21 protein-coding genes are annotated in these 23,352 nt (G+C 37.5%); 4 read left to right on the top strand and 17 right to left on the bottom strand.

Annotated features, from left to right (window positions below):
• Window positions 1-12 precede the first annotated feature (12 nt).
• Both A5889_RS09475 and A5889_RS09470 read right to left on the bottom strand, forming a co-directional pair.
• Window positions 13-792 carry an HNH endonuclease gene (locus A5889_RS09475; RefSeq protein WP_087641659.1) on the bottom strand — a complete coding sequence of 260 codons (780 nt, stop codon included), beginning with the start codon at window positions 790-792 and terminating at the stop codon, window positions 13-15.
• Window positions 793-992: 200 nt separating this feature from the next.
• Entirely contained in the window at window positions 993-1,520 is a 528-nt protein-coding gene (locus A5889_RS09470; RefSeq protein ID WP_087641658.1) for an HdeD family acid-resistance protein, read from the bottom strand.
• 334 nt (window positions 1,521-1,854) lie between these two features.
• Here A5889_RS09470 and A5889_RS09465 point away from each other — a divergent pair, with 334 nt between their 5' ends.
• Together A5889_RS09465 and A5889_RS09460 are read left to right on the top strand one after the other, a co-directional pair.
• Window positions 1,855-2,184 (top strand): PadR family transcriptional regulator, encoded by a 330-nt coding sequence (locus tag A5889_RS09465; protein ID WP_087641657.1) that lies wholly within the window; start codon window positions 1,855-1,857, stop codon window positions 2,182-2,184.
• Between the two features lie 3 nt (window positions 2,185-2,187).
• A complete protein-coding gene (locus A5889_RS09460) occupies window positions 2,188-2,985 on the top strand; it encodes a hypothetical protein (RefSeq protein ID WP_087641656.1) in 798 nt (265 codons plus the stop codon).
• A gap of 178 nt (window positions 2,986-3,163) precedes the next feature.
• Here A5889_RS09460 and A5889_RS09455 read toward each other — a convergent pair whose 3' ends face one another.
• From A5889_RS09455 to A5889_RS09430, 6 genes are all read right to left on the bottom strand, one after another.
• Window positions 3,164-3,550: a DUF956 family protein gene (locus A5889_RS09455; RefSeq protein WP_087641655.1), complete on the bottom strand. Its 387-nt coding sequence runs from the start codon at window positions 3,548-3,550 to the stop codon at window positions 3,164-3,166.
• Window positions 3,551-3,687: 137 nt separating this feature from the next.
• Window positions 3,688-4,599: a PTS system mannose/fructose/sorbose family transporter subunit IID gene (locus A5889_RS09450; RefSeq protein WP_087641654.1), complete on the bottom strand. Its 912-nt coding sequence runs from the start codon at window positions 4,597-4,599 to the stop codon at window positions 3,688-3,690.
• A 21-nt stretch (window positions 4,600-4,620) separates the two neighbouring features.
• A complete protein-coding gene (locus A5889_RS09445) occupies window positions 4,621-5,439 on the bottom strand; it encodes a PTS mannose/fructose/sorbose transporter subunit IIC (RefSeq protein ID WP_087641653.1) in 819 nt (272 codons plus the stop codon).
• Between the two features lie 33 nt (window positions 5,440-5,472).
• Window positions 5,473-6,471 carry a mannose/fructose/sorbose PTS transporter subunit IIA gene (locus A5889_RS09440; protein WP_087641652.1) on the bottom strand — a complete coding sequence of 333 codons (999 nt, stop codon included), beginning with the start codon at window positions 6,469-6,471 and terminating at the stop codon, window positions 5,473-5,475.
• A gap of 263 nt (window positions 6,472-6,734) precedes the next feature.
• Complete coding sequence (locus tag A5889_RS09435; RefSeq protein WP_087641651.1) at window positions 6,735-7,229, bottom strand: mannose/fructose/sorbose PTS transporter subunit IIB; 495 nt, start codon at window positions 7,227-7,229, stop codon at window positions 6,735-6,737.
• A gap of 260 nt (window positions 7,230-7,489) precedes the next feature.
• Complete coding sequence (locus A5889_RS09430) at window positions 7,490-10,381, bottom strand: sigma-54-dependent transcriptional regulator (protein ID WP_087641650.1); 2,892 nt, start codon at window positions 10,379-10,381, stop codon at window positions 7,490-7,492.
• A 261-nt stretch (window positions 10,382-10,642) separates the two neighbouring features.
• Here A5889_RS09430 and A5889_RS09425 point away from each other — a divergent pair, with 261 nt between their 5' ends.
• On the top strand, window positions 10,643-12,274 hold the full coding sequence (locus A5889_RS09425) for an ABC-F family ATP-binding cassette domain-containing protein (protein ID WP_087642051.1): 1,632 nt from the start codon (window positions 10,643-10,645) through the stop codon (window positions 12,272-12,274).
• A gap of 43 nt (window positions 12,275-12,317) precedes the next feature.
• Here A5889_RS09425 and A5889_RS09420 read toward each other — a convergent pair whose 3' ends face one another.
• The 9 genes from A5889_RS09420 to rpsF all read right to left on the bottom strand — a co-directional run bounded on the left by A5889_RS09420 (window position 12,318) and on the right by rpsF (window position 21,490).
• A complete protein-coding gene (locus tag A5889_RS09420) occupies window positions 12,318-13,160 on the bottom strand; it encodes a TPM domain-containing protein (RefSeq protein WP_087641649.1) in 843 nt (280 codons plus the stop codon).
• Between the two features lie 214 nt (window positions 13,161-13,374).
• Window positions 13,375-14,244 (bottom strand): DegV family protein, encoded by an 870-nt coding sequence (locus tag A5889_RS09415; protein WP_087641648.1) that lies wholly within the window; start codon window positions 14,242-14,244, stop codon window positions 13,375-13,377.
• 191 nt (window positions 14,245-14,435) lie between these two features.
• Window positions 14,436-15,728, bottom strand: coding sequence for an adenylosuccinate synthase (locus A5889_RS09410; RefSeq protein WP_087641647.1), 1,293 nt, complete (start codon window positions 15,726-15,728; stop codon window positions 14,436-14,438).
• A gap of 237 nt (window positions 15,729-15,965) precedes the next feature.
• On the bottom strand, window positions 15,966-17,336 hold the full coding sequence (dnaB, locus tag A5889_RS09405; RefSeq protein WP_069663267.1) for a replicative DNA helicase: 1,371 nt from the start codon (window positions 17,334-17,336) through the stop codon (window positions 15,966-15,968).
• 285 nt (window positions 17,337-17,621) lie between these two features.
• A complete protein-coding gene (rplI, locus tag A5889_RS09400) occupies window positions 17,622-18,074 on the bottom strand; it encodes a 50S ribosomal protein L9 (RefSeq protein WP_087641646.1) in 453 nt (150 codons plus the stop codon).
• Window positions 18,075-18,110: 36 nt separating this feature from the next.
• Window positions 18,111-20,087 carry a DHH family phosphoesterase gene (locus tag A5889_RS09395; protein WP_087641645.1) on the bottom strand — a complete coding sequence of 659 codons (1,977 nt, stop codon included), beginning with the start codon at window positions 20,085-20,087 and terminating at the stop codon, window positions 18,111-18,113.
• Between the two features lie 241 nt (window positions 20,088-20,328).
• Complete coding sequence (gene rpsR / locus A5889_RS09390) at window positions 20,329-20,568, bottom strand: 30S ribosomal protein S18 (RefSeq protein ID WP_087641644.1); 240 nt, start codon at window positions 20,566-20,568, stop codon at window positions 20,329-20,331.
• Between the two features lie 25 nt (window positions 20,569-20,593).
• Window positions 20,594-21,139 carry a single-stranded DNA-binding protein gene (gene ssb / locus A5889_RS09385; RefSeq protein WP_087641643.1) on the bottom strand — a complete coding sequence of 182 codons (546 nt, stop codon included), beginning with the start codon at window positions 21,137-21,139 and terminating at the stop codon, window positions 20,594-20,596.
• A gap of 48 nt (window positions 21,140-21,187) precedes the next feature.
• On the bottom strand, window positions 21,188-21,490 hold the full coding sequence (gene rpsF, locus A5889_RS09380; protein ID WP_069663270.1) for a 30S ribosomal protein S6: 303 nt from the start codon (window positions 21,488-21,490) through the stop codon (window positions 21,188-21,190).
• 314 nt (window positions 21,491-21,804) lie between these two features.
• Here rpsF and A5889_RS09375 point away from each other — a divergent pair, with 314 nt between their 5' ends.
• Window positions 21,805-23,331 carry an AMP-binding protein gene (locus A5889_RS09375; RefSeq protein WP_087641642.1) on the top strand — a complete coding sequence of 509 codons (1,527 nt, stop codon included), beginning with the start codon at window positions 21,805-21,807 and terminating at the stop codon, window positions 23,329-23,331.
• The last annotated feature ends 21 nt before the right edge of the window (window positions 23,332-23,352 follow it).

Raw genomic sequence — 23,352 nt, 5'->3', positions numbered from 1 at the left:
GGCTCCTGCTTTTTATTTTACATACATTTTTTCCCGATACATCTGCAACTGTACTTGTTTGATCTGTTCAATTGCCTGAACAGCATAATCAACCCCACTATGATAGTCTTTATGGACTTGTTTTGAGACAGTCAATAAATTCGTTTCGTGGTCGCTTCCGCCATCTGCTACAAACACTAGATGATGAATTTCCATCTGTTGATTGCTAGCAGGTATCCTAACACCCAATCGATTCGTTACAGCGAGATCTTCTCCAGTCACTCGACAATAAAAGCGATCTCGGCTTGCAATTCTATATGGGAGTGTTGAAATTCCCCGCTTGAAGAAGGTTGCTTTTCCATAATTCCGGCTACATCGATCTGAGCAAAAAGAGGTACGTCGCCCTTCTAATGCTTGAGCGCACCACTTACATCTTGTTTTATCTTCTCTGAAATCAATTGTTTCAAATCCAAGTGTTTCACCAAATGCTTTTTCGTATTCATATAGACTTAACCAACGTCTTGTATAGGTGTTACTTTTTTCTTCCAAACGCAGTTGACTACCTTTAGCCTTATAAATGTACTTGTCCGAAATCTCCTCTACCAGCTGCTTGATTTCTTCTTTTCTTTTAACGGAAAATCCAGCATAATCATCCTTCGGCAATTCTCCTACACCGAATTGCCCGATCGTCTGACATTTAAAGCAAATATAAAATCGACCAGCTTCATCCTTTTCTTCTGAAAAAAGCAATTCTACTTTTCTAGAACACTTGGGACAATACGCCTGCGGAAGTTTAAATCGCTGATACACCATGCTATTCTCAATTCCTTTTTGTTTTTCCCCATTATAACCTATTTTCTATAAAAAGAGAGTCTGGATCAAAACTAGAAAATAATTTTGTCCCAGACTTTACTTCTTAATAAACATTGGTAAAAAAATCAGGTTCTTCGCGAATTTTGCAACAGATGTCACTTTAATTACTCGAACCTAAACGACTTTTGTCTCAGCTTCTACTATCTAAATGCATAGACAATATGAGTGATTCCATAAAGCATAAAATAAAAACCGACTAAAAAGCTCAATGTAAGTGCAGAGGTCAACGGATCCATCAATAGCATAAATCCTAAAATGATCCCTAATACATTAATGATTAGCGTAAACCAGAAATAACCTGTGCTCACAGATTTTGCCAAATCTAATGCAAACAAACCAAAAACTGAATCGGCAATAAACCAAATCGCAAAAACGAATGGTAACACTGCTATCCCAATATTCAAATTGAAGAATAAGTAAATACCGATTATAATATCGATCACACCTAAAATGATTGGTCCGTACGCTTTATATCCGGTCAATTCTTTTAATCTGTTACGAACAAAAATCTCGAAAATCCCTTTGATGATCGCAAAAAATGCAAAAACCATTACGATTGCAATCAAATTTCCTGCTGGATCTTGAAAAGATATCAACGCAGTCAAAACAAAGAGGATACCCAAAACCAATGATCCCCAATCAATACCATTTCTTCTTGTTTCATTCATTACGTTCCACTTCCTCATTTGTTATTTTATTTACAATTTTATGGTACTCCTAAGAAATATATTCGTCAAAAGATAACCCCTGTAATATTTTTCAAAAAAAAACGGGTCAAGAAGTTTTTTTTGAATATTTGTTAAGATCACTTTTATTATAAAGAATTTTGTATTTAAGTCTTACTCCGGTTACTACTAAAAGAACCTATCCATACCATGATAAAAACACCATTCTCTTTACTTCAAGCGATAATCAAAAATAAAACCCCACTATATTGCTTTACAACATAGTGGGGTTTTTGGTATATTGTATTACAAGATACCTGTAAAAGGAGGAAATCATTTGGACACTAGTCAAATGCTCAAAGGATTACTAGAAGGTTGCATACTGAAGATCATTCAAAAGAAAACCGTTTATGGCTATGAAATGCTTACTTTATTGTCCGATTATGGTCTAACGATGGTCAGTGAAGGCAGCATCTATCCTATTTTACTCAAACTACAAAAGCAGCAACTTATCAACGGGGAAATGCGTCCATCATCAGAAGGCCCCAAAAGAAAATACTATTTCTTAACTCAAGCTGGTGAGGACTATTTACTAGAATTTGAAGAGCGTTGGAAGCAATTATCTTCGGCCGTGAATAACATTATAGAACAAGAAAATGAGGGATAAACAATGACGACAAAAGAACTGATCAAGGAAAACAATCGATTGAGAAAACAACTAACAGACGAAAATAAAAAGTACTACGAAGATTTGCTCCTTTATATTCGCATCAATGGACACAAACAAGAGCTGGCAACGGAAGAAACACTTTTGGAAATTCTTCAGGATATTCTTGACGCACAAAAAAATGGGCGTTCTGCACAAGCTTTCTTCGGGAAAAATCCTAAAGAAATCAGTGATGAAATACTCACTGCCTTGCCGAATGAAACAAAGATCAGTACTGCTAGATCCATCAGTTTCGTGTTGATCTTGCTATTGCAATATAACTTATTTTCAATCTTATTAGAGCCTGTCGTCACATTGAGCTTCTTTAAAACAGCATTGTCGCTCTTGTTGATTGTTTGTGTGATCATATTATTACTGGTATCACTCAAGCGCGGTAGATTTTCTAAAAAATCCGGCTGGACATTTGCTTTATTTGCTTTCATCTGCTGGCTAGCGACTTTGTTGATTCCTATTGTTGATACTGCTATGGGCGGGATCGGCAAAACACTAGTGCTTTCTCATCAGACATTTGCGTTGATTTTACTAGTCCTTTCAGGCATCATTCTTTTAAGCACTTTTTTGAAAAAAGAGGGATGGATAGATGCACTGCCTACATTGATTCTGGCTGTCTTAGAAGGTATGGTTTTGATTGGTTTAGTTGATCCTGCTACTTTATCTGAAGGTAGTAGACTACTTTTCTCTACAATGATTTTACTTATCGTTGTTGGTCTTCCAGCACTTCAGATTTATAAAGACGAGTAAAAAAAGAGCCTGTAACAAAACGTTTTTCTAGTCTTGTTATAGGCTCTAATTTCGAATAGACGGCGAGAAAAAAGCAGCTACTTCGTCACGCTTCGATCACATCAGCTAAAGCACTAAGTGTTGAAGGCTTCGAAAATAGACATTTTTTTCTCAGTTTCCTTTTTACTGATAAATGATCTTATCCATTATCTTTTTTCTTTTTCCCAATCGATTTAAATGCTCGCTTCATGACATCAAAGAAACCAAGCGATTGTACCATGTGATCCGGTGACACATAGGCCTGCATTTCACGTAGTGCTTTTTTCGGTTGCTTTGATGAAAAGGTAAAAGTGCCGTTTTGTTTTGTCTGAATCGCATACCGAGGAATCCATTTTCCTTTGAACATCACCGAAGCAATCACATAGTCGACTTCTTCCCAGGGAATTTGAATATATTTACGAGTATCACGAGCATTGTAAAATTCAAATCCCTTGTCTCCGATCATAATTTTTCCATAATCTGTCAATCCAGTAAAAGCAGTCGCATCTGTTATAAAATCAACTTTTGTATTCAGTGATTGAACCATCTTACCTACCTCGTTTCCTCTGTATCTTTTGTTACTCCATTATATGTTTTTTTTAAAGATTAAGCTATGTAAATGGTGCCTAGGGTAAAACGATGCATTCGTTTTATCCTAAGCACCAACGAAAATGTTTTTTTAGATTATAACAAGCCAATATAGTGGCCAGCTACGCCGACTACGAACAAACCAAGAATGATGATGATTGGAGAAACTTTTTTCTTCAATAACCACATACATAAGAATGTAAGTAACAATGCAGCCAAACCAGGAATCAATTGATCCAAGTTGTCTTGAAGTGTTGTAACCTTATTAGCTGACAGAGCCATTCCACTATTTACTTGTTCAAATGCGCTCTTGATTCCTTCACCACCAGCAGGAAGTTTATCCCACTCGATATAGGCACCTTTATCTAACTTAACTGTAGAAACGATCGGCAGGAATTTGATCGATACCCACCGCTGTACTAAGGCTGCCAGAACGAACATCCCTAGGATCGAAGCACCTTTTGTCACGTCTTGTAATAATCCGCCTGAAAGGTCTTCTGTGATTTTTGAACCAGCTTTGTAGCCGAATTCTTGTGTATACCACATGAATGCCCAACGAATCAAGTTCCATGCAACGAAGAAAATGATCGGACCTAAGATACTACCACCCATTGCAAGTGATGCACCTAGAGCACCTAACATCGGACGAACAGTAAACCAGAAGACTGGATCACCAACACCGGCCAATGGTCCCATCATCCCAACTTTAACCCCTTGGATCGCTACATCATCAACAGGAGCGCCATTGGCACGTTCTTCTTCAAGAGCCAATGTTACACCAAGGATCGGTGAAGCAATATATGGGTGAGTGTTAAAGAATTCTAAGTGACGTTTCAACGCCGCTGAACGATCTTCTTTTGTTTTATATAATTTCTTGATCGCTGGGATCATTGAGAATGCCCAACCACCATTTTGCATACGCTCATAGTTCCAAGAACCCTGAATGAATGTAGAGCGCCATGCAACGGCTAAACGATCTTTTTTAGTTAATTCAATTTTTTCTGCCATTTCTCTTCTCCTCCTTCAGGATTAATAATCATTTAGAATATCGCCAAGCGGGTCACCAGTATTGCTTCCGCCGCCGCCATTTGAAGAACCGCCCATTTTAGAAAGATTCAAGTAGATCAAGGCTAAAGCGACACCTAAAGCTCCTAATGCGATCAACGTTAATTGAGAAATCGCAGCTACGACAAAACCGATAACGAAGAATGGCCAAACTTCTTTTGTTGCCATCATGTTGATTACTAATGCATAACCTACGGCAACGACCATTCCACCACCGATAGCCATACCATCAGTCAACCATGCTGGCATTGATTCCAATGCACCTTGTACAGATTCTGCTGGAATGAATAAAAGTGCGCCTGCTGGAATCGCAATACGAACCCCTTGCATACATACTGCTAAAATATGCAATGCTTCGATTTGTCTGATGTTGCCTTTTTCTGCTGCTGCATCCATCATGTGAACGATCGGTACAGCCAATGTACGAACGATCATTGTTAAGAAAAGACCTGCTACTGCAAGTGGTACAGCGATAGCGATCGATGATGATACAGCATCTTTTACAGAAATACTTTGTGCGCCTAGTGCTTTAACTAAAATAATTGCTGATGCTACCGATGCTAATGCTGCATCCGGCGCTACGGCTGCTCCGATATTTGCCCATCCAAGCGCGATCATTTGTAATGTTCCGCCTAAGATGATCCCTGCTTCCAAATGACCAGTAACTAAACCGATCAACGTACATGCCACTAACGGTTGATGGAATTGAAATTCATCTAGAATCCCTTCCATACCAGCTAGAAAGGCAACAAAAATTACTAAAATAATTGATATAATAGACATGATAAGCCTCCTATTTTTCATTTAAGATTTGTGTTATTTTGCGTGTGCCTCAGCTAATTCGTGTTTTGCTTTTTTAAGGATTTCATCCATGTTTGCTTGAGAATCATTTGGCACTTTACGAACATCAAACTTGATGCCTTTTGCTTCTAATTTTTCAAACGCTTCAACATCTTCTTGTCCCATTGACAATACTTTGCTTACTACGACTTTCCCAACTGAGTGCGCCATTGAGCCAACATTGACTTCTTTGATATCTACGCCGCCGTCTACGACTTTGACCACATCTTCTGGATTTTCAAATAGTAATAATGCTTTTGTATTGCCAAAACGTGGATCTTTTGAAATCTCGATCATTTTACTGATTGGGATAACGTTTGCTTTAACCCCTGGAGGAGCTGCTTGTTCGATCAATTTTTTACGAAGATCGTCTTTCGATACTGCATCTGAAACGACGATGATTCGATTTGGCAACACTGATTTCGTCCAGGCAGTCGCAACTTGTCCATGTAGTAAACGAGAATCCACACGTGCTAAAACAAATTTGATTTTGCCATCGCCGACTACTGTTCCTTCAGGTAATGCGCCTTTCGGCTGTGCATCCTCAACTGCTGCTTTAGGTGCTTCAGCTGGCTCTAATTCTTCCGGTTTGATTCTCACGCCTTCTTTAGCTGTTTCAAGAATGTGTGCTGCAATTTCATGCGCAGAGTTCATTGAGAAACGAGAAGCATATGCCTCGATCAACATTGGTAAATTCAAGCCGCTAACGATCGCCCATTTGTCTTTATGCTCTTCAAAAAGACTGTTTGCCTGGTTAAACGGTGTTCCTCCCCATAGATCGACTAAAAATAATACTTCGTCTTCCTCATCAAACGTTGCAATTGCTTGAGTTAGCTTTGCTTTTAAATCATCTGGGCCTTCGCTAGGCATCAACACAACTGCTTGTACTTTTTCCTGTTCGCCAAAAATCATGGAACCGGATTGTAAAATGCCTTGAGCAAATTCGCCATGGCTAGCAAGAATAATTCCTACCATAATTTGATACCTCCTGTATTTTTTTCAATGACATCATCACTAAACTTCCTTTTAATAAACAACCATTAGAAAAGATATAAACTAAAAAATGCATGAAGTGATTGTTTATCTCATGTTTCAGCAGTGACTATGTTCCATATCCTTTAGTTATAAAAAGCCTATCTCCTTTTCTTCTCTATATAACCACCTCTTTCAATGATTTTTGGACTCGTACCTACATTTGGCTTCTAGTCTGCTTCTATTTATTTATAGAATCTGAAAAATCAAACAAGCTGTTCCTTTTTCAGTAATTCCATCAAATTCACTTGGCTGTCAGCAACCACTTTGCGAATCTCTAATTCAATTCCCTGATCATGCAAATATTTGAACGCTGCAATGTCTTGCTCATCGACTGCAACTGCATTGGAAATCATTCGTTTACCGCTCGTGAAGCTCATACCACCGATATTCACTGAATCGAACACGACATTGCCCTTTACTACCCGCTGAACATCTTCCGGATTGGTGAACAGTAACATGACTTTCAATCCCTCAAACCGTTCATCGCCAAAGATCTCGATCATCTTTTCAACCGTAATGACATTGACTTTTACGCCTGGAGGAGCAGCCTGTACAAGTAACGCTTTTCTTAGTGTATCGTGTGCTACCGCATCACTAATGACTAAGATACGTTCTACATTGGTGCTTTTTGTCCAAACTGTAGCTACTTGCCCATGTATCAGGCGATCATCGATGCGTACTAAACGAATATCCATCATTCATTGTTCTCCTTCTTGCATTTTCGATTCTTTTCCACGAAATGTCTTTTTAAACAATCTTTAGTAATAAAATACTATGCTCTTTCATTTATTACCAAAATAACGACTAGCAAAAATCGATTATTTCCAAAAAATGTTTACTTGGCAATCATATATAACTACTCACTCTATATTAAGCAATTTTCGTGCCAATTTTAGTGTATTGTCTGAAAAAACCAAAAACTAAGGATTTATTTAAGAAAATACACAAAGAAGATACACTAAAATAGTGTATCTTCTTTGTGTATTGAGTCTAGTGTATTTTTTTCGCCTTGCAGCTGATTTTGCTGTGTATTTTTGATCAATTGAATAATATAATAGATTTCTTCCAATGGTAATTCCAACTGAAATGTTTGCTTTAGAAATAGTGCAGCTTTCGCTACTACTTCATAACTTGGTTCAGAGATAATATGATTCAATTCATCTTCAGTCAACGAAAGAGTTTCATGCTGCAGTACGCGCTCCAGCATTCCTGCTAGATGCATGATCAGATTCACATAGAATGTGTAATCCAGTTTCAAAGACAATTTCGTCCGAATGATATCAGCAAACTGCCATAGCGGATCGATCACTTTTTTTGGATTGATAAATGTAAAGCTTTCTTCCATATAATCTAGACAAGCTTGTCGTGCTGTCTGTTCATTCATTTCCTGTTGTTCCAAAGAGATTTCACTTTCCAGCAATAAACTCTCAATGATCGTTTCAGCCTCTCCAGAAAAAAAGTTTTCCATTGAAATAAACGGTGCAGAAATTTTAGGATCGATGATCCCCGTTGTCGCAATAACATGATATTTTTCCTGAATGATCACTAACTGCTCTCTCATATCCACAACGGATAAGGGCAATACTTCAAAATCCATTCCTAATTGCGGCGAAACTGCTGATTCGATCATTTCCTTCATTCGCTTAGCTGTTCCTTCACCTGAAGCACAAATAGCAATGATCACTCGTTTTTTCCATGATGGCGCCTGTTCATTTTTTCTTTCTTGCTGAATACCAGCGTACCCTTGGAAGTTTTTCAATGATTCATATAGTGTATCTAATTGTGTATCGATCAATGAAGTTTTTCTTGCTGTCTCTAAAACGATCGGTGTTGTCACCATATCGACCGTTCGAACATCAATTCCTGTCTGACGGGTTATTTCATCCGAAAATGTTGCTAGAGACCCCATATCTACTAAAAGAATCACACCACTATCTTCATTGACCTCTTTTACCACATTGATAATTTGACGCAATGCTTCTTTTGGCTGCATTTCAAGCGGCATATCCACCGCTCTTAAGTTATCGACATTCAATAATTGAGAGACCACTTGAACCATACTCGTTGCTGTGCTCTTTCCATGAGCTGCTACTACAATACCGATCCGTCCAGCATCTTTATTTTCTCGCAGTGAAATCAATAAGACTGCTAAATAATAAGTTTCAAAATCCGGAATATTCATTTGGTAGCTATTTGCGATAATTCGCTTGATTTCCTGAGCTGTCTCAAATTCTAACGGATAATCCAGTACCATATTCCGAATGTTTTCATTCAACTGATGTTGCCGTTCTTCACCGTTTTGGATACGTTTTAAGAACGAGCTGATATGTAGACTCATCGCATAAATAAAGTTAGATTGGAAATTGTAATTCAGCTTCTGCTGCGCAAAGGCATAGATTTCTTTTGTCACATCAATGATCCGTTGATCAACGATTTCCGCTAATTTATTTTCTGTATCAAATGTAAACCCATGATCTTTGTAAAAAGATTTTAAATGGACATTGATATCTGTCGTGATAAAGTTGTTGATGGCTTCTTGCTCAAGCCCATCTGCTTTCAATAACGCTGCTTTATCTCCAATGATTTCATACAGATTATACGGCAGCTCATAAGAATCTGATTGAATCGTTACCAATGGCTCATTCGGTGTCACAATCATTTGCGGTTCTAAATATTTTGATAGCTCCGCCAACAAATCACGATTGCTTGCTAGTTGCATCATGCCTTCTTTGATACTGTCAGTCAGCTCGTCGATCGTGATCACTAACTCGTCTTGCTCAATATGATTCAAAAAGCCTCTTGCAGTCACTAGCTGAACATTGGACTTCAACTGACCTACATTTCCGTAAGAGACACTACCGATCAAAGCTTTGACCACATCTTCTGATAAAGAAATCGTCCGATGAATTCGAGAAGCTTCCATTGAAATCATTACTCGAAGCAGGTCGATCTTTTCCTTTGCCGGCCGATCAATAAAATTGGGTAGTTGAATAATGATCGGAATTCTGCGGACAAATGTATTCAACAAGGAGGAGGTAGGATTTTCAGTTGTAGCACAAATGATCCTGACATCTGCATGCCGATTTTTGACCGTTTCTCCTAGTCGTGAGTACGTTCCATGATCCATGAAATAAAAGACCATTTCCTGTCCTTCCGGTGGCAAACGATGCACCTCGTCCAAAAATAAGATACCTCCATCTGCTTCATGGATGATTCCTTCTTTTGCTTTATTCGCTCCTGTAAATGCTCCTTCTGCATAACCAAATAAGTGTGACATCAATAATTCTGGGTTGTGCGCATAGTCTGCACAGTTAAAAACAACTAATTTCTTAGATGAGTCAATAACATGATTCAGTAAGGCAAATTGAAACATCGCATGAGCAAAGTAGGTTTTTCCAGACCCTGTTGGACCTGTGATCAAACAATTTAAGCCCTTTGGTGGATATAAAATAGCCGCTTTTGCCTGCTCTACAGGTGTTCTCATACTCCCTGTAGAACCAATCATCGCTTTGAAAATATCTTCACCGACAAACGTTTTAGTTGATTGCTGTTGTGTCACTGTTTCCTGTTCTTCCATCAAACTACGTTCACGATAGCTTTTCACAGGTTTAGACAGTGGTTGATATTTAAAAACAGCTTTATCTACATATTTAACTGGGCGTCCATCCGTTTTTTCCAGTAATCCTTCTCTCACAAGCTGATTCAAATCTTTGCTGGCATTGGTTCTTTGGATATCTAGAGCATTTGAAACATCGCCTGTTGTCATACCGCTCCCTAAAGAAACATCATTTGGCATCAAATGTTCGGTCTGCTCTTTTACATATTGATAGATTCGATCGATCCGTTTCATTTTACACTCTCCTTTTTACGCTCAAAGCCCCAAAACGATACACTAATTTTATGTGTATCATACAGTGTATCATAAAAAAAGTACACTAATAACCTTTTGCCTTGAATGTTCCACATGAAACACTGAAACTTTAGAAAATTTCTCCATTTGAATAAAAAGTACAGAGGATTTCTGAAAAAGTCTGAAATTCCTTGAAAAATCTAGGTTTCCTCGCTATAATGCAGAGAGGTTTAACTATTATATATGAAGCGAGGAAATCTATTGATTACTGTAAATGATGTAAGTTTGTTATTTTCTGACCGCAAACTTTTTGACGATGTAAATATTAAATTCACGCCTGGTAACTGTTACGGATTGATTGGTGCGAATGGCGCTGGAAAATCAACATTTTTAAAAATCTTATCTGGTGAAATCCAGCCAACAACTGGAACGATCACATTGGGACCCGATGAACGTATGGCTACACTGAAACAAAACCACTTTGATTATGAAGATAATACTGTTTTAGAGACTGTTATCATGGGACATAAACGCCTTTATGAAGTGATGAAAGAAAAAGATGCGATCTATATGAAAGAAGATTTTTCTGATGAAGATGGGATCAAAGCTGCTGAACTTGAAGGTGAATTTGCTGAGCTTGATGGTTGGGAAGCAGAACCTGAAGCAGCTGTTTTACTTCAAGGATTAAACATTCCTGATCAACTTCATGACCAAAAAATGAGTGAACTGACTGCGGGGCAAAAAGTGAAAGTATTACTTGCTCAATCACTTTTTGGTAAACCTGATGTACTACTTTTAGATGAGCCGACAAATGGATTGGACACACGTTCGATCAGCTGGCTTGAAGAATTCTTGATCAACTTTGAAAACACCGTTATCGTTGTTTCCCATGACCGTCACTTCTTGAATAAAGTATGTACACACATGGCTGACCTTGATTTTGGAAAAATCAAATTATACGTTGGTAACTATGACTTTTGGTTGGAATCAAGCCAATTGGCAGCTAAGCTGCAAGCAAACGCAAATGCGAAAAAAGAAGAACAAATCAAAGAATTACAAGACTTTATCGCTCGTTTCAGCGCAAATGCATCAAAATCAAAACAAGCAACTTCTCGTAAAAAAATGTTGGATAAAATCACATTAGATGACATCCAGCCTTCTTCACGTCGTTACCCATTCGTTGGGTTCACACCTGAAAGAGAAATTGGTAATGATTTGCTGCATGTAGAAAATGTTTCTGTTACGATCGACGGCAAGAAAATTTTAGATAATATCTCATTTTCTTTAAGTAATGTTGATAAAGTAGCCTTCATCGCAGACAATGATATCGTCACAACGACACTTTTCAAAGTGATCATGGGTGAAATCACACCAGATACTGGTACTGTGCGTTGGGGTGTTACAACTTCTCAAGCTTATTTGCCAAAAGACAACAGTAAAGATTTTGATACAGATTTGACGATCTTAGATTGGCTGCGTCAATTTGCCAGCAAAGAAGAAGATGACAATACATTCTTACGCGGCTTCCTAGGTAGAATGCTCTTTTCTGGTGAAGACGTATTGAAATCAGTCAACGTTCTTTCCGGTGGTGAAAAAGTCCGTGTGATGCTGTCTAAATTGATGCTATCAAAAGCCAATGTTCTTGTTTTAGATGATCCGACAAATCACTTGGATCTAGAATCGATCACTGCTTTGAATGATGGCTTGATGGCTTTTACTGGCGCCATTTTATTCGCTTCTCATGACCACCAATTTATTCAAACATTAGCAAACCGCATCATCGCTGTTTCTGACAAAGGTGTTGTGGATCGTGCAGATACAACATATGATGAGTTCTTAGAAAATAAAGATGTCCAAAAACAATTGGATCAGCTATTTTCTAGTGAATACTAACAAAAAAGATCAAACGCTGTTTTTCAGCGTTTGATCTTTTTTGTTAAATACTTGCTCCACCTCCGCCAGAGTTTCCTCCGCCTCCGGAAAAACCGCCACCAGAACTAGAACCTCCTCCGCCTCCCCATGAGCCGCCAGAAGAAGAACCTCCTCCCCAAGAACTGCCACTGCCGCCATCTCCTTTGCCGAAAATAGCTGACAATATCCAGATTGGAACCATCAACAATAGGACAAAAAGAAATTCACCGTCACCTGAATCCCAATTGCTTGAAGAAGTATAAATTACGTCATCATCTTCATCCTCATAAAATCCATCTAACTCAGTTTGACTCAACGCATGTTCATCAGTTGGATAGCCATAATCTTGATCGATCAAAGTTGCTACTGCATTAAATACATATCTTAACCCTTCATTGATCAGTACAGGATCTGAAGATTTTAATTTGTCTTTTTGACTGACTAAGATATTCATGGCCGTACTATCTGTAATCACATCTTCCAAACCATAGCCAACTTCGATCCTCACATTACGATCACCATCATTTAAAGCATATAAAATCAAGATCCCGTTATCATGCTCTTTATTTCCAATTTGCCACTTGTCAAAAAGTTCTGGCGCATAACTATCAATACTATCGCCATTTGTTGATTCAATCGTTGCAAGAACGACTTGAGGATTCTCTGGTTGTTCTTTATAAAACTCACCTTTATTGTTAATAAGCTGCTTTGTATCTTCTGCCAAGATATTCAATTGATCTAAATAGAAATCTGTCGGTGCTTCAGGTAAGCTTTCCCCTTGACCATACGCTGTTATCGGTAATGCAATACTCCAAAATAAGAGTAAAAAAAATAATCCTCTATTCGTTATTTTTTTGACCTTTTTCATTGTGATTAACCCCTTTTTGATTTAGCTCCTTACTTCCCTTCAACGCAACAACCCTTTTAGTAAGGAGCTAAATATAATGTGTAACGTAACAATATTGTAATATTAAAGAAATATGTTTGTAATCAGACTTTAGTCCTATTTTTAAGTATGATATAAAAAAGATGAAGCAAAATAAACGATTTTCCTGCTTCACCTTTTAACATTAAATAACTAATTATATTCTTTTTTTACCTCTAGAAAATACTGCTATACAGCCATTTCCTGTGTGGCTTGTAATTGTCGGACCTAATGGATGCAGGCGAATTTCTTTCACTTGAACCTGCGCTTCGATCAATGCTTTGACTTTTTCTGCACTCTCTAAATCCCCTGCATAAGCAATAAATAACCTTTGATTGATTGGATCGATCATCCCTTGAGCCGTCTCATCAGCAAGTTTCTTCAACGCTTTCCCGCGTCCGCGAACTTTTCCAATATTTTGCAGCTTTCCTTGTGCATCTACTACAATAATCGGTTTAACATTCATCAATCCGCCAATCGCTGCAGCTGCTTTGGAAATTCTGCCGCCACGCTCCAAGTGTTTTAAATCATCTACCGTCACCCAAGAATGGACTGTCATTTTATTTTCTGATAACCATAATAAAATTTCTTCTAAGGAATGCCCAGCCTGTTTCAAGTCGATCACTTCGCTGACTAAAAGTCCTTCACCTAAACTGGCAGCTTTTGTATCGATCACATAGATTTCTGCCTCTTCAAACTCTTCCTTTAAAATTTCCACAGCCTGTTTGGCACTTTGATAAGAACCACTTAAGCCGGATGAAAAAGCTAAATATAAAATTGGCACTTGTTTTTCTACAAATGGACGGAAAAATTCAATATAGCGACCAACATTTACTTGAGAAGTTGTTGGCATACCACCCGTTTTTATCTCTTGCAAAAACCAGTCATAGTCGAATGTTTTCCCCAAATCATCCACTAATTCTTTCCCGTTCAACTGGATCGTCATACTGATAAAATCAACATCATTTGCTTCTAAATATGTATATGGTAAGTCACAACATGAATCTGTCATTATCTTAAAAGTCATCTTTGATATCCCCCTAACTGTTTTTCTATTTTAACATATAATTAAAAGATACTCATGCTTTATTCAGGGAAGTTTCTTACTGAAAATGAACAAAAAAGAAACCGGGACATAACTCTACAAGTTACAACCCAGTCTCTTTAAAAGCAAATAAACGGTGGAAACAAAAGTGTCCAACTTCTTATCCTGTTTGATTAAATTTGAGCCCAAACACTTTCTAAAACGTTTGTTTGATTACGGTCTGGTCCAACAGAGAATGTTGAAATACGAACACCTACTAATTCAGAGATACGGTGCACATAATTTCTGGCATTTGCTGGTAGATCAGCCAATGTTTTACAGCCGGTGATATCTTCTGTCCAACCGGGTAATTCTTCATAAACTGGTTTACAGCGGCTTAATTCTTTCAAGCTGGCAGGATAGTGATAAATCAATTCACCATCCAGCTCATATGCTGTACAAATTTTTACAGTATCTAAACCACTTAATACATCAATTGAGTTTAATGATAGATTGGTGATACCTGAAACACGTTTAGAGTGACGCATTACCACTGTATCAAACCAGCCGACACGACGCGGACGTCCAGTTGTTGTTCCGTATTCTTTTCCGACTTTACGAATCGTTTCTCCTGTTTCATCAAACAATTCTGTCGGGAATGGACCATCGCCCACACGTGATGTATAAGCTTTACATACACCAACGACTTTATTGATTTTTGAAGGACCGACACCGCTACCGATCGTCACGCCTCCAGCAACTGGGTTTGAGGATGTCACAAATGGATACGTTCCTTGATCGATATCAAGCATAACACCTTGTGCACCTTCAAATAAGACACGTTTGCCTGCATCTAATGCATCATTTAAGATAACAGATGTATCTGTCACATATTGTTTGATTTGCTGACCGTATTCATAATACTCTTCGAAGATTTCTTCAAATGAAATCGGTTCGCTATCGAACATTTTTACAAATTGACGATTCTTTTCTTCTAAATTGATTTTCAAACGCTCTTCAAAAATTTCTTTATCTAATAAGTCTGCCACACGAATACCAACACGTGCCGCTTTGTCCATATAAGCTGGACCGATTCCTTTGATCGTTGTGCCGATCTTATTTTCACCTTTAGCATCTTCTTGTAATTGATCTAGTTTGATGTGGTAAGGTAAAATGACATGTGCACGATCAGAAATACGTAAATTATCTGTTGTTACATTGTTCTCTTTTAAATAAGCAAGCTCTTTTACTAATGATTTAGGATTAACGACTACGCCGTTTCCTATCACACTGATTTTTTCTTTGTAAAAGATACCTGAAGGAATCAAGTGTAGTTTATAAGTAACACCATCAAATTTAATGGTATGACCTGCATTATCTCCGCCTTGATAACGTGCAATGACTTCAGCATTCTCACTTAAAAAATCCGTGATCTTCCCTTTTCCTTCATCGCCCCACTGCGTTCCGACTACTACAACTGATGACATTCGAACACCTCGTTCTAAATTATTTTGTCCTGATTCATTGTACCAGTAAAACGCAACGCTTTCAACAAAAAATCGAATATTATTATTTCAAAAAAACAAAAACAAAGCAAAACACGAACATTATTTTTTATACTAAAAAACATTTATTAAAAAAACGAAAATTCAAAACTTAACCGTCCTTTAACAAATAAAAATAAGCTGCCCATAAAGATCATAGACAACTTATTTAACTATACTTTAAAACTCTTCTCTCGGTGATAGCGACGAGAATTTATTATATTCTTTAATAAATAACAGTTCAACTGTTCCCCGCGCACCACTACGGTTTTTCTCAATGATAACTTCGATCACATTATCGATTTCCGGTGGTTCATGATCGCCATCTTCGCCGCCTTCACCACGCTCATAATAGTCATCACGGTAAAGGAAAGCAACGATATCAGCATCCTGCTCGATCGAACCAGATTCACGAATATCACTCAATACTGGTCGTTTATCTTGCCGCTGCTCCACACCACGAGATAGCTGTGACAAGGCAATTACAGGAACTTTCAGCTCTTTAGCTAATTTTTTCAACTGACGAGAAATTTCAGAAACCTCTTGTTGTCGACTTTCACGTCCCGTTCCTTCAATCAGCTGCAAATAGTCGATCAGGATCAGACCTAAATTGCCTCTTTCCTGCGCCAGTTTCCGGCATTTTGCACGAATCTCTGTAATTTTGATTCCTGGTGTATCGTCGATAAAAATCTGAGCTCTGGACAAACTCCCCATTGCAATGATCAAGTTTTGCCACTCTTCTTCAGATAATTGACCCGTACGCAAGTGACCAGCTTCGATCGAACCTTCTGCACAAAGCATCCGATTGACCAAAGATTCCGCCCCCATCTCCAAACTGAAAATAGCAACTGAACGATCTGTTTTGGTCCCGATGTTTTGAGCAATATTCAAAGCAAACGCTGTTTTCCCCACGGCCGGACGAGCAGCTAAAATAATCAATTCTTCTGCTTGAAGCCCTGCAGTCATCTTATCTAACGCTGGATAACCTGTCGGTAACCCCGTGATTTCTTCGTCATTTTGATACAGCTGATCGATGTTAGCAATCGATGTATTCAATACATCTGCAATCGATAAGAAGCCGCTTCTGTTTCGTTTTTCCGATACTTCTAGGATACTACGTTCAGCATCATCTAAGATCGTCTCGACATCTTCACCTTGTTCGAATCCTTTTGTTACGATCTCAGTAGCGGTCGAAATCAAATTGCGTAGTAATGATTTTTGTTCGACGATTTTAGCATAGTAAACGATATTTGCTGCAGTCGGTACGGCTAGTGCTAAATCTGATAAATAGCTTAAACCGCCAACATCCTCCAACAAATTCTCTTGTTCCAGACGATCCTTGATGGTAATGACATCAATTGCTTCATTCCGATCATTTAACGTGAGCATAGTTTGAAAAATCAATTGATGATTACGGCGATAAAAATCTTTTGGTTCTATGTACTCTAATGCATCGATAATAACCTCAGCATCTAAAAAAACCGACCCTAAAACAGCCTGCTCTGCTTCCATGCTATGTGGCGGTACTCTATCTTGCCATACTTCACTCATTTTTTTCTCTCCTATTTTTCTTTCACTAGAAACGATCTATCTTTACAGATACGATTAGTTTCACAACTCTCACTATATATTCATTCTGTCCAGTCTTTCTATTTTAACAATAATTGTCTTAAATGTACACTGAGAATCACAGGTGCAGGCTTTTCATAAAAAGAAAAATAAGTGTTGCTCAAAAGTAAGAATCTCTTTTGAACAACACTCTAAAAGTACATGCATAAGTGAAACAAAATCAATTTTAGAAAAGCTAAGGTATCTTTTAGTTTTCTTTTTTTAAGACTATTCTTCTACTACGTGTACTTTGATTTTTGCCGTTACTTCATGATGAAGTTTTACTGGAACTTTCGTATAACCTAGCGCACGAATCGGTTGAGACAACTCGATCTTACGTTTATCTAATTTCACCTTATATTGCTTGTTTAAGGCCTCTGCAATTTGTTTTGAGGGAATTGATCCAAAAAGCCGTCCGTCCTCTCCAGCCTTTGCTTTAAGCTCTACAACAGTCTCTTCTTTTTCTAGAAACTCCTGCATTTTTTTTGCTTCTGCTAAAACTTCTGCTTCGTGTTTATCCTGAGCTTTTTTCTGCCCTGCAAGAGCACTGATACTCCCTTTATTCGCTTCTTGAGCATAGCCATTTTTAATCAGGAAATTTTGAGCATAACCTGTTGGAACTTCTTTTACGTCGCCTTTTTTTCCTTTGCCTTTAACGTCTTGCAAAAAAATAACTTTCATACTATTTTTCCTCCTCATTTTAAAAGCACGATCAGCTTATGGCGCTGAATCATACATTACATTGATATTTTGGTGTATCACTCTTAATAGTTGCTCTTTGACCTCAGCCACTGTTACATTAGGTAATTGTACCGCAGCGTTAGTGAAATGACCACCTCCGCCAAGATTTTCCATGATCAGTTGGACATTTATCGACCCGTTACTTCTAGCACTAATCCCTATCTGCTTATCTGTACGTTTCGTGATCACAAAAGCAGCATTGATCCCAACCATTGATAATAAAGTATCTGCTGTTTTTGCAGCTGTCACACTATCATACTCTTTTTCTTCACTTCCAGTAACGATCACAGTATCAGATGTTACATACTCACTCTGAGCAATCAAGCTGTTCATTTCTAAATAACTGGTCAAATCTGAGCTTAATAAATATTGTACTAAAGATGAATCCGCACTACAAGTTCTCAAATAACTTGCTACATCAAAGGTTCGAGAAGTTGTCCGTACACTAAAGCTTTTCGTATCAACAAAAATTCCCGCAAGCAGCAATGTAGCTTCAAATTTGTCTAATCGTCTTTTTGAATTACTTTGGTATTCGATCAATTCTGTTACTAATTCTGAAGCAGAAGAAGCAGAAGATTCAATATAAGAAAGCAAAGGTTTTACAGGAAACTCATCACCACGACGATGATGATCGATAATAACGACTTTCTCAAATTGTTCATACAAATCTTGTGAGATAGATAGTGAAGGCTTATGATAATCAACCATGATCAACAAACTGCTATCCGTTTTCTTTTTCATCGCTTCTTTTGGCGTAATGATTTGTTCTGCCAAATCTGGATACTTTTGTAATTCACTCATGACTCTTTCGACATCAGGAATGCTTTCATTTTTATCTAATACGATCCAAGCGTGTCTATCATGGAATTTTGCTAAACGCGCCATACCAAATGCTGATCCTATAGCATCCATATCAGGATACTTATGCCCCATGATATAAACATCTGAAGACTCTGATAAGATTCCTTGGATAGCTGTACTCATTGCCCTCGAGCGAACACGTGTTCTTTTCGCAACAGAAGCTGTTCTACCACCATAAAAAACCGGTTTAGCATCATCTTTCGCTTCTTTTACTACCACTTGATCTCCGCCTCTAACTAAAGCAGTATCTAAATTCGTTTGTGCCGTATTTCCAGTTTGATTCAAGGTTTCTCCACCATAGGAAATTCCCATACTTAATGTAACTGAACTTTCTCGAGTACTTGATTCTTTTCTGATTTTATCTAATATCTGAAACTTTTCATCCATCATTTTTTGCACATCTTCAAGCTGTGCGATGAAAAAATATCGTTCGGCATTTAGTCTTTTATAGAAGACCTGATACTGATCCATCCAATCAGAAATCATTGTTGTAATGAAACTGTTCAAATACGAGATCTCTTTATCATCCAAATTATCTGTTATATCATCATAATTATCTACAGAAACAATTCCTATAGCTGTTTGCATACCCAGCTTCTCTTGATACAAGTTACTCTCTTTTGTAATGTCTTTAAACGTTATTGTATTTTGAGCAGTATCTATATTGAAACGATAGACATGCTCACCTACTTTGAAAATATCTTTACCTTTATCAACAAGTGACAGATAATTTTGAATCAATTCTGGACTGAGCAATGATTGCCCATCTTTTTTGAAGATGTCTTCTGCAAAAGGATTTAACCACTTGGCTTCCTTAGTATCAGGATCATAATTGATGATACCCACAGACACTTCATTAAAAGCATAATCTAATGATTTTTCAGCTATTCTGCTAGCAGCTCTAATCTTTTCCGTATTTGATATCTCTATTCGCCTAATTAGATAAATAATTCTATTTATCAAAAAAAGATTAAGCACTAATAATGCTAAAATAGATATGTATTTATTAGGTATAAAAAAGAGAATTAGAACTTCTAACAAAAAAAGAACGAATGCAAAACCTAACAGTTGTTTCATTCCAATTTTTCTCATTTAAGGACTCCCCCATCCTTCAAGCATACCGCTATTTTAGCATAAAAATGGAATTTCTGCGAACTCCATAATGTTTCACGTGAAACATTCCATAGATATCATAGCTGCCTTATTCAAATCATAACTAGTATTATTTTTTTAATTTTAGTTTGTACATTTAAGGTTACTTTCATGTAAAAAGAATAATTTAAAATTAAAAAAAGACCAAAGAAAATTAATTCTTTGATCTTTGTTTTCTATATTATTGCTCTTCACCAACGAATGGTAATAAGCCCATGATACGTGCACGTTTAATCGCGATTGTTAATTTACGTTGATTTTTAGCACCAGTACCTGTTACACGACGTGGTAAAATTTTTCCACGCTCAGAAATGAATTTTTTTAGTAATTCAACATCTTTGTAATCGATATACTCAATATGGTTTGCTGCAATATAGTCAACTTTACGACGTTTACGTCCGCCTCTTCTTTGTTGTGCCATTCTTATTCCCTCCTATCAAATTCGTTTAGAATGGTAAATCATCATCTGAAATGTCAATAGTCGATCCTGTTCCACCGAATGGATCAGCATCTCTATCAAAATCAGGCATACCGTTATTGCTAGACTGAGAGGATGATTGATTAAAATTGTTTTGTCCTGAAAAATTATTATTCTGTGATGGTTGGAAACTTCCGCCGCCGGAATTGTATGACGGTGCTGATCCTTCTTGTGTTTGTCTTTGCTCTGATGCAGAACGAGACTCTAACAACTGGAAATTTTCACAAACAACTTCAGTCACGTATACACGTTGACCTTGCTGATTTTCATAATTTCTAGTCTGAATACGACCTGTTACACCTAACAATGTACCTTTACGCGCATAGTTTGCCATTGTTTCAGCGGGTTTACGCCAAATCACACAGTTAATAAAATCTGCTTCACGATTTCCACTTTGATTCGTAAAGTTACGATTTACTGCTAAAGTAAATGTCGCAACAGCTGAACCACTAGAAGTATATCGTAAATCTGGATCTTTTGTTAGTCTTCCAACTAATACAACGTTGTTAATCATTTAAACATCTCCTTTCGTCAAATGAATGTTTCACGTGAAACATTCTTATTATGCTTCTTCCTTGATAATCATATGACGGATAATATCGTCATTGATTTTAGCAAGACGATCAAATTCATTGATTGCTCCTGCAGTTGATGGAGAAGATACTTTAACGATATGATAGATGCCTTCACGGAATCCGTTCATTTCATATGCTAAGCGGCGTTTTTCCCAATCTTTTGATTCGATAACTTCTGCTCCGTTATCTTTTAAGATTGTGTCGAAACGTTCTACTAAAGCAGTTTTTGCTTCTTCATCAATGTTCGGACGAATGATGTACATAATTTCATAATTCGTAGCTTGACTCATTGATTTTCACCTCCCTATGGACTTCAAGGCTCTTAGTTTGCTAAGAGCAAGGAGAGCGATCTAAAAAAATAGACTACTCACAATATTTTATTATACACCTAAAATCCAATCAAATCAAGTATCCTTCATAACTTTTGACTGTTTTTTCCTCAAGCTATTTCCTCTTTTAGCTTTCACTATTAATATACGTTAAATCAGTGTCTTTTTGTTTTTTTCTTATTTATTCAGGTTATTTATTTTTCATGGTATACTGTCCTTGTTCGTTATTACACAAGCGATAAAAATATTTATGTAGTTTGAAAGGATGCTGTAAATTGAACCAACTGTTAGAGTACCAACCACTTAATTTGTATACAAATTATCGTGATGCTGCCTGTAAAAACCCTACTACTGCAATTATTCATGATGAACCCCTACCCGCCTTTCCAGAACTAGGTACAAGTTATACGTACGAGCTAAGTCATAATGCCATTTTAAATCGTGCGTATCAATTAGCAAGCCTAGGTGTTAAAGCTGAGGATAAAATCATTATCTTTAAAAGTTCCAAATTCGATACGTATTTACTAGCGGTTGCAGCTTCTTATTTAGGCGCTGTTCCTGCAATGATCTCTTATCACTTTCCAGCAGAAACAATCGAAGTGTTTGTTGATCGTTTAGATGACCCTTTTATTTTATTTGATGATGAAACAGCTGAAAAAGTGAACAACGTGAAAAACAGTTCTTCCAGCAAACAAATTTCTATTGAGAGACTTTTACAAGCATCTACTGAAGAAGTTCCTCAAGTCGAACTTCCTAAAGATACGATCGCTTATATGACACATACATCTGGAACAACAGGTATCCCAAAATTGATTTGTCATTCAGCAAATTCTATGGGATGGCGTACAAAATGGCAAAAAACAATTTTTACTAAAATCGCAGAGAAAAAACTGGTTGGATTCCATATTTCACCTGTACATTCACGTTTTAATATCGGTGTCTCTTCGTTAATGGCAATGGGTTTTCCAATGATGCCCTTGTCCATATCCAACAGTGATTCTGTTGCTGCAATGCTCTTAAAACATCAACCTATTGCTCTTGAAACTCACCCAAATAACTTTGTTCAGTGGACTTCATTAGCGAAAAGAGCACCTGAGGTTTTCGGCAGTGTGCGCTACTATCACTCTACATTTGATGCAATCAATAATGCGACTATGGCCAGCTTCTTAAAAGCATCAGAGAAAAACGAACCTGTTTTCCTACAGGTCTATGGACAAAGCGAATGTGGGCCAATGATCTTAAAAGCTCATACTCTAGAATCACTAAAAACATCTGATGCTCGCGACATGGGTGTTGGTTTAGAAGGGTTGACTGAGGCTAGAATTGCAGATAAAGACGGCAATGTTCTGCCTAAAATGACAGATGGACATATTCAGTTTCTATCTAAGGGACGTGCGCTTACTTATTACAAAGAAGATGAGCGATTCCAAGCAACGGTTTTTGGTCCTTGGTGGGATAGTGGTGATTATGGCTTTATGGATGAACAAGGTCATCTGCATCTGAAAGATCGTCAGGTTGATTTGATTGAAAAAATCGATAGTAATCTAGCGATCGAAGATCATTTACTAGATGCACTCGATTTCCTTCAAGAAGTGATCATTGTTCGTGCAAAAGATAATTCTCCTCAACCGATTTTAGCTGTTGATCCAAAGCAAGAAATGAACTGGGATGCTTGGTGGGAACAAGTCAATGACTTGCCACGCTTAAACGAACCGATCATTATGGCTTGGGACGAAATTCCCCGCACAGCAACGATGAAAGTCCAACGATTACAGATTGAAAAAACGTTGAAAGAACAATAAATTATAGAAAGAGACTCACAG

Source organism: Enterococcus sp. 9D6_DIV0238, assembly GCF_002174455.2.
GTDB classification, from domain to species: Bacteria; Bacillota; Bacilli; order Lactobacillales; family Enterococcaceae; genus Enterococcus_L; species Enterococcus_L dunnyi.
This window is presented reverse-complemented; position numbering and strand designations above follow the sequence as displayed.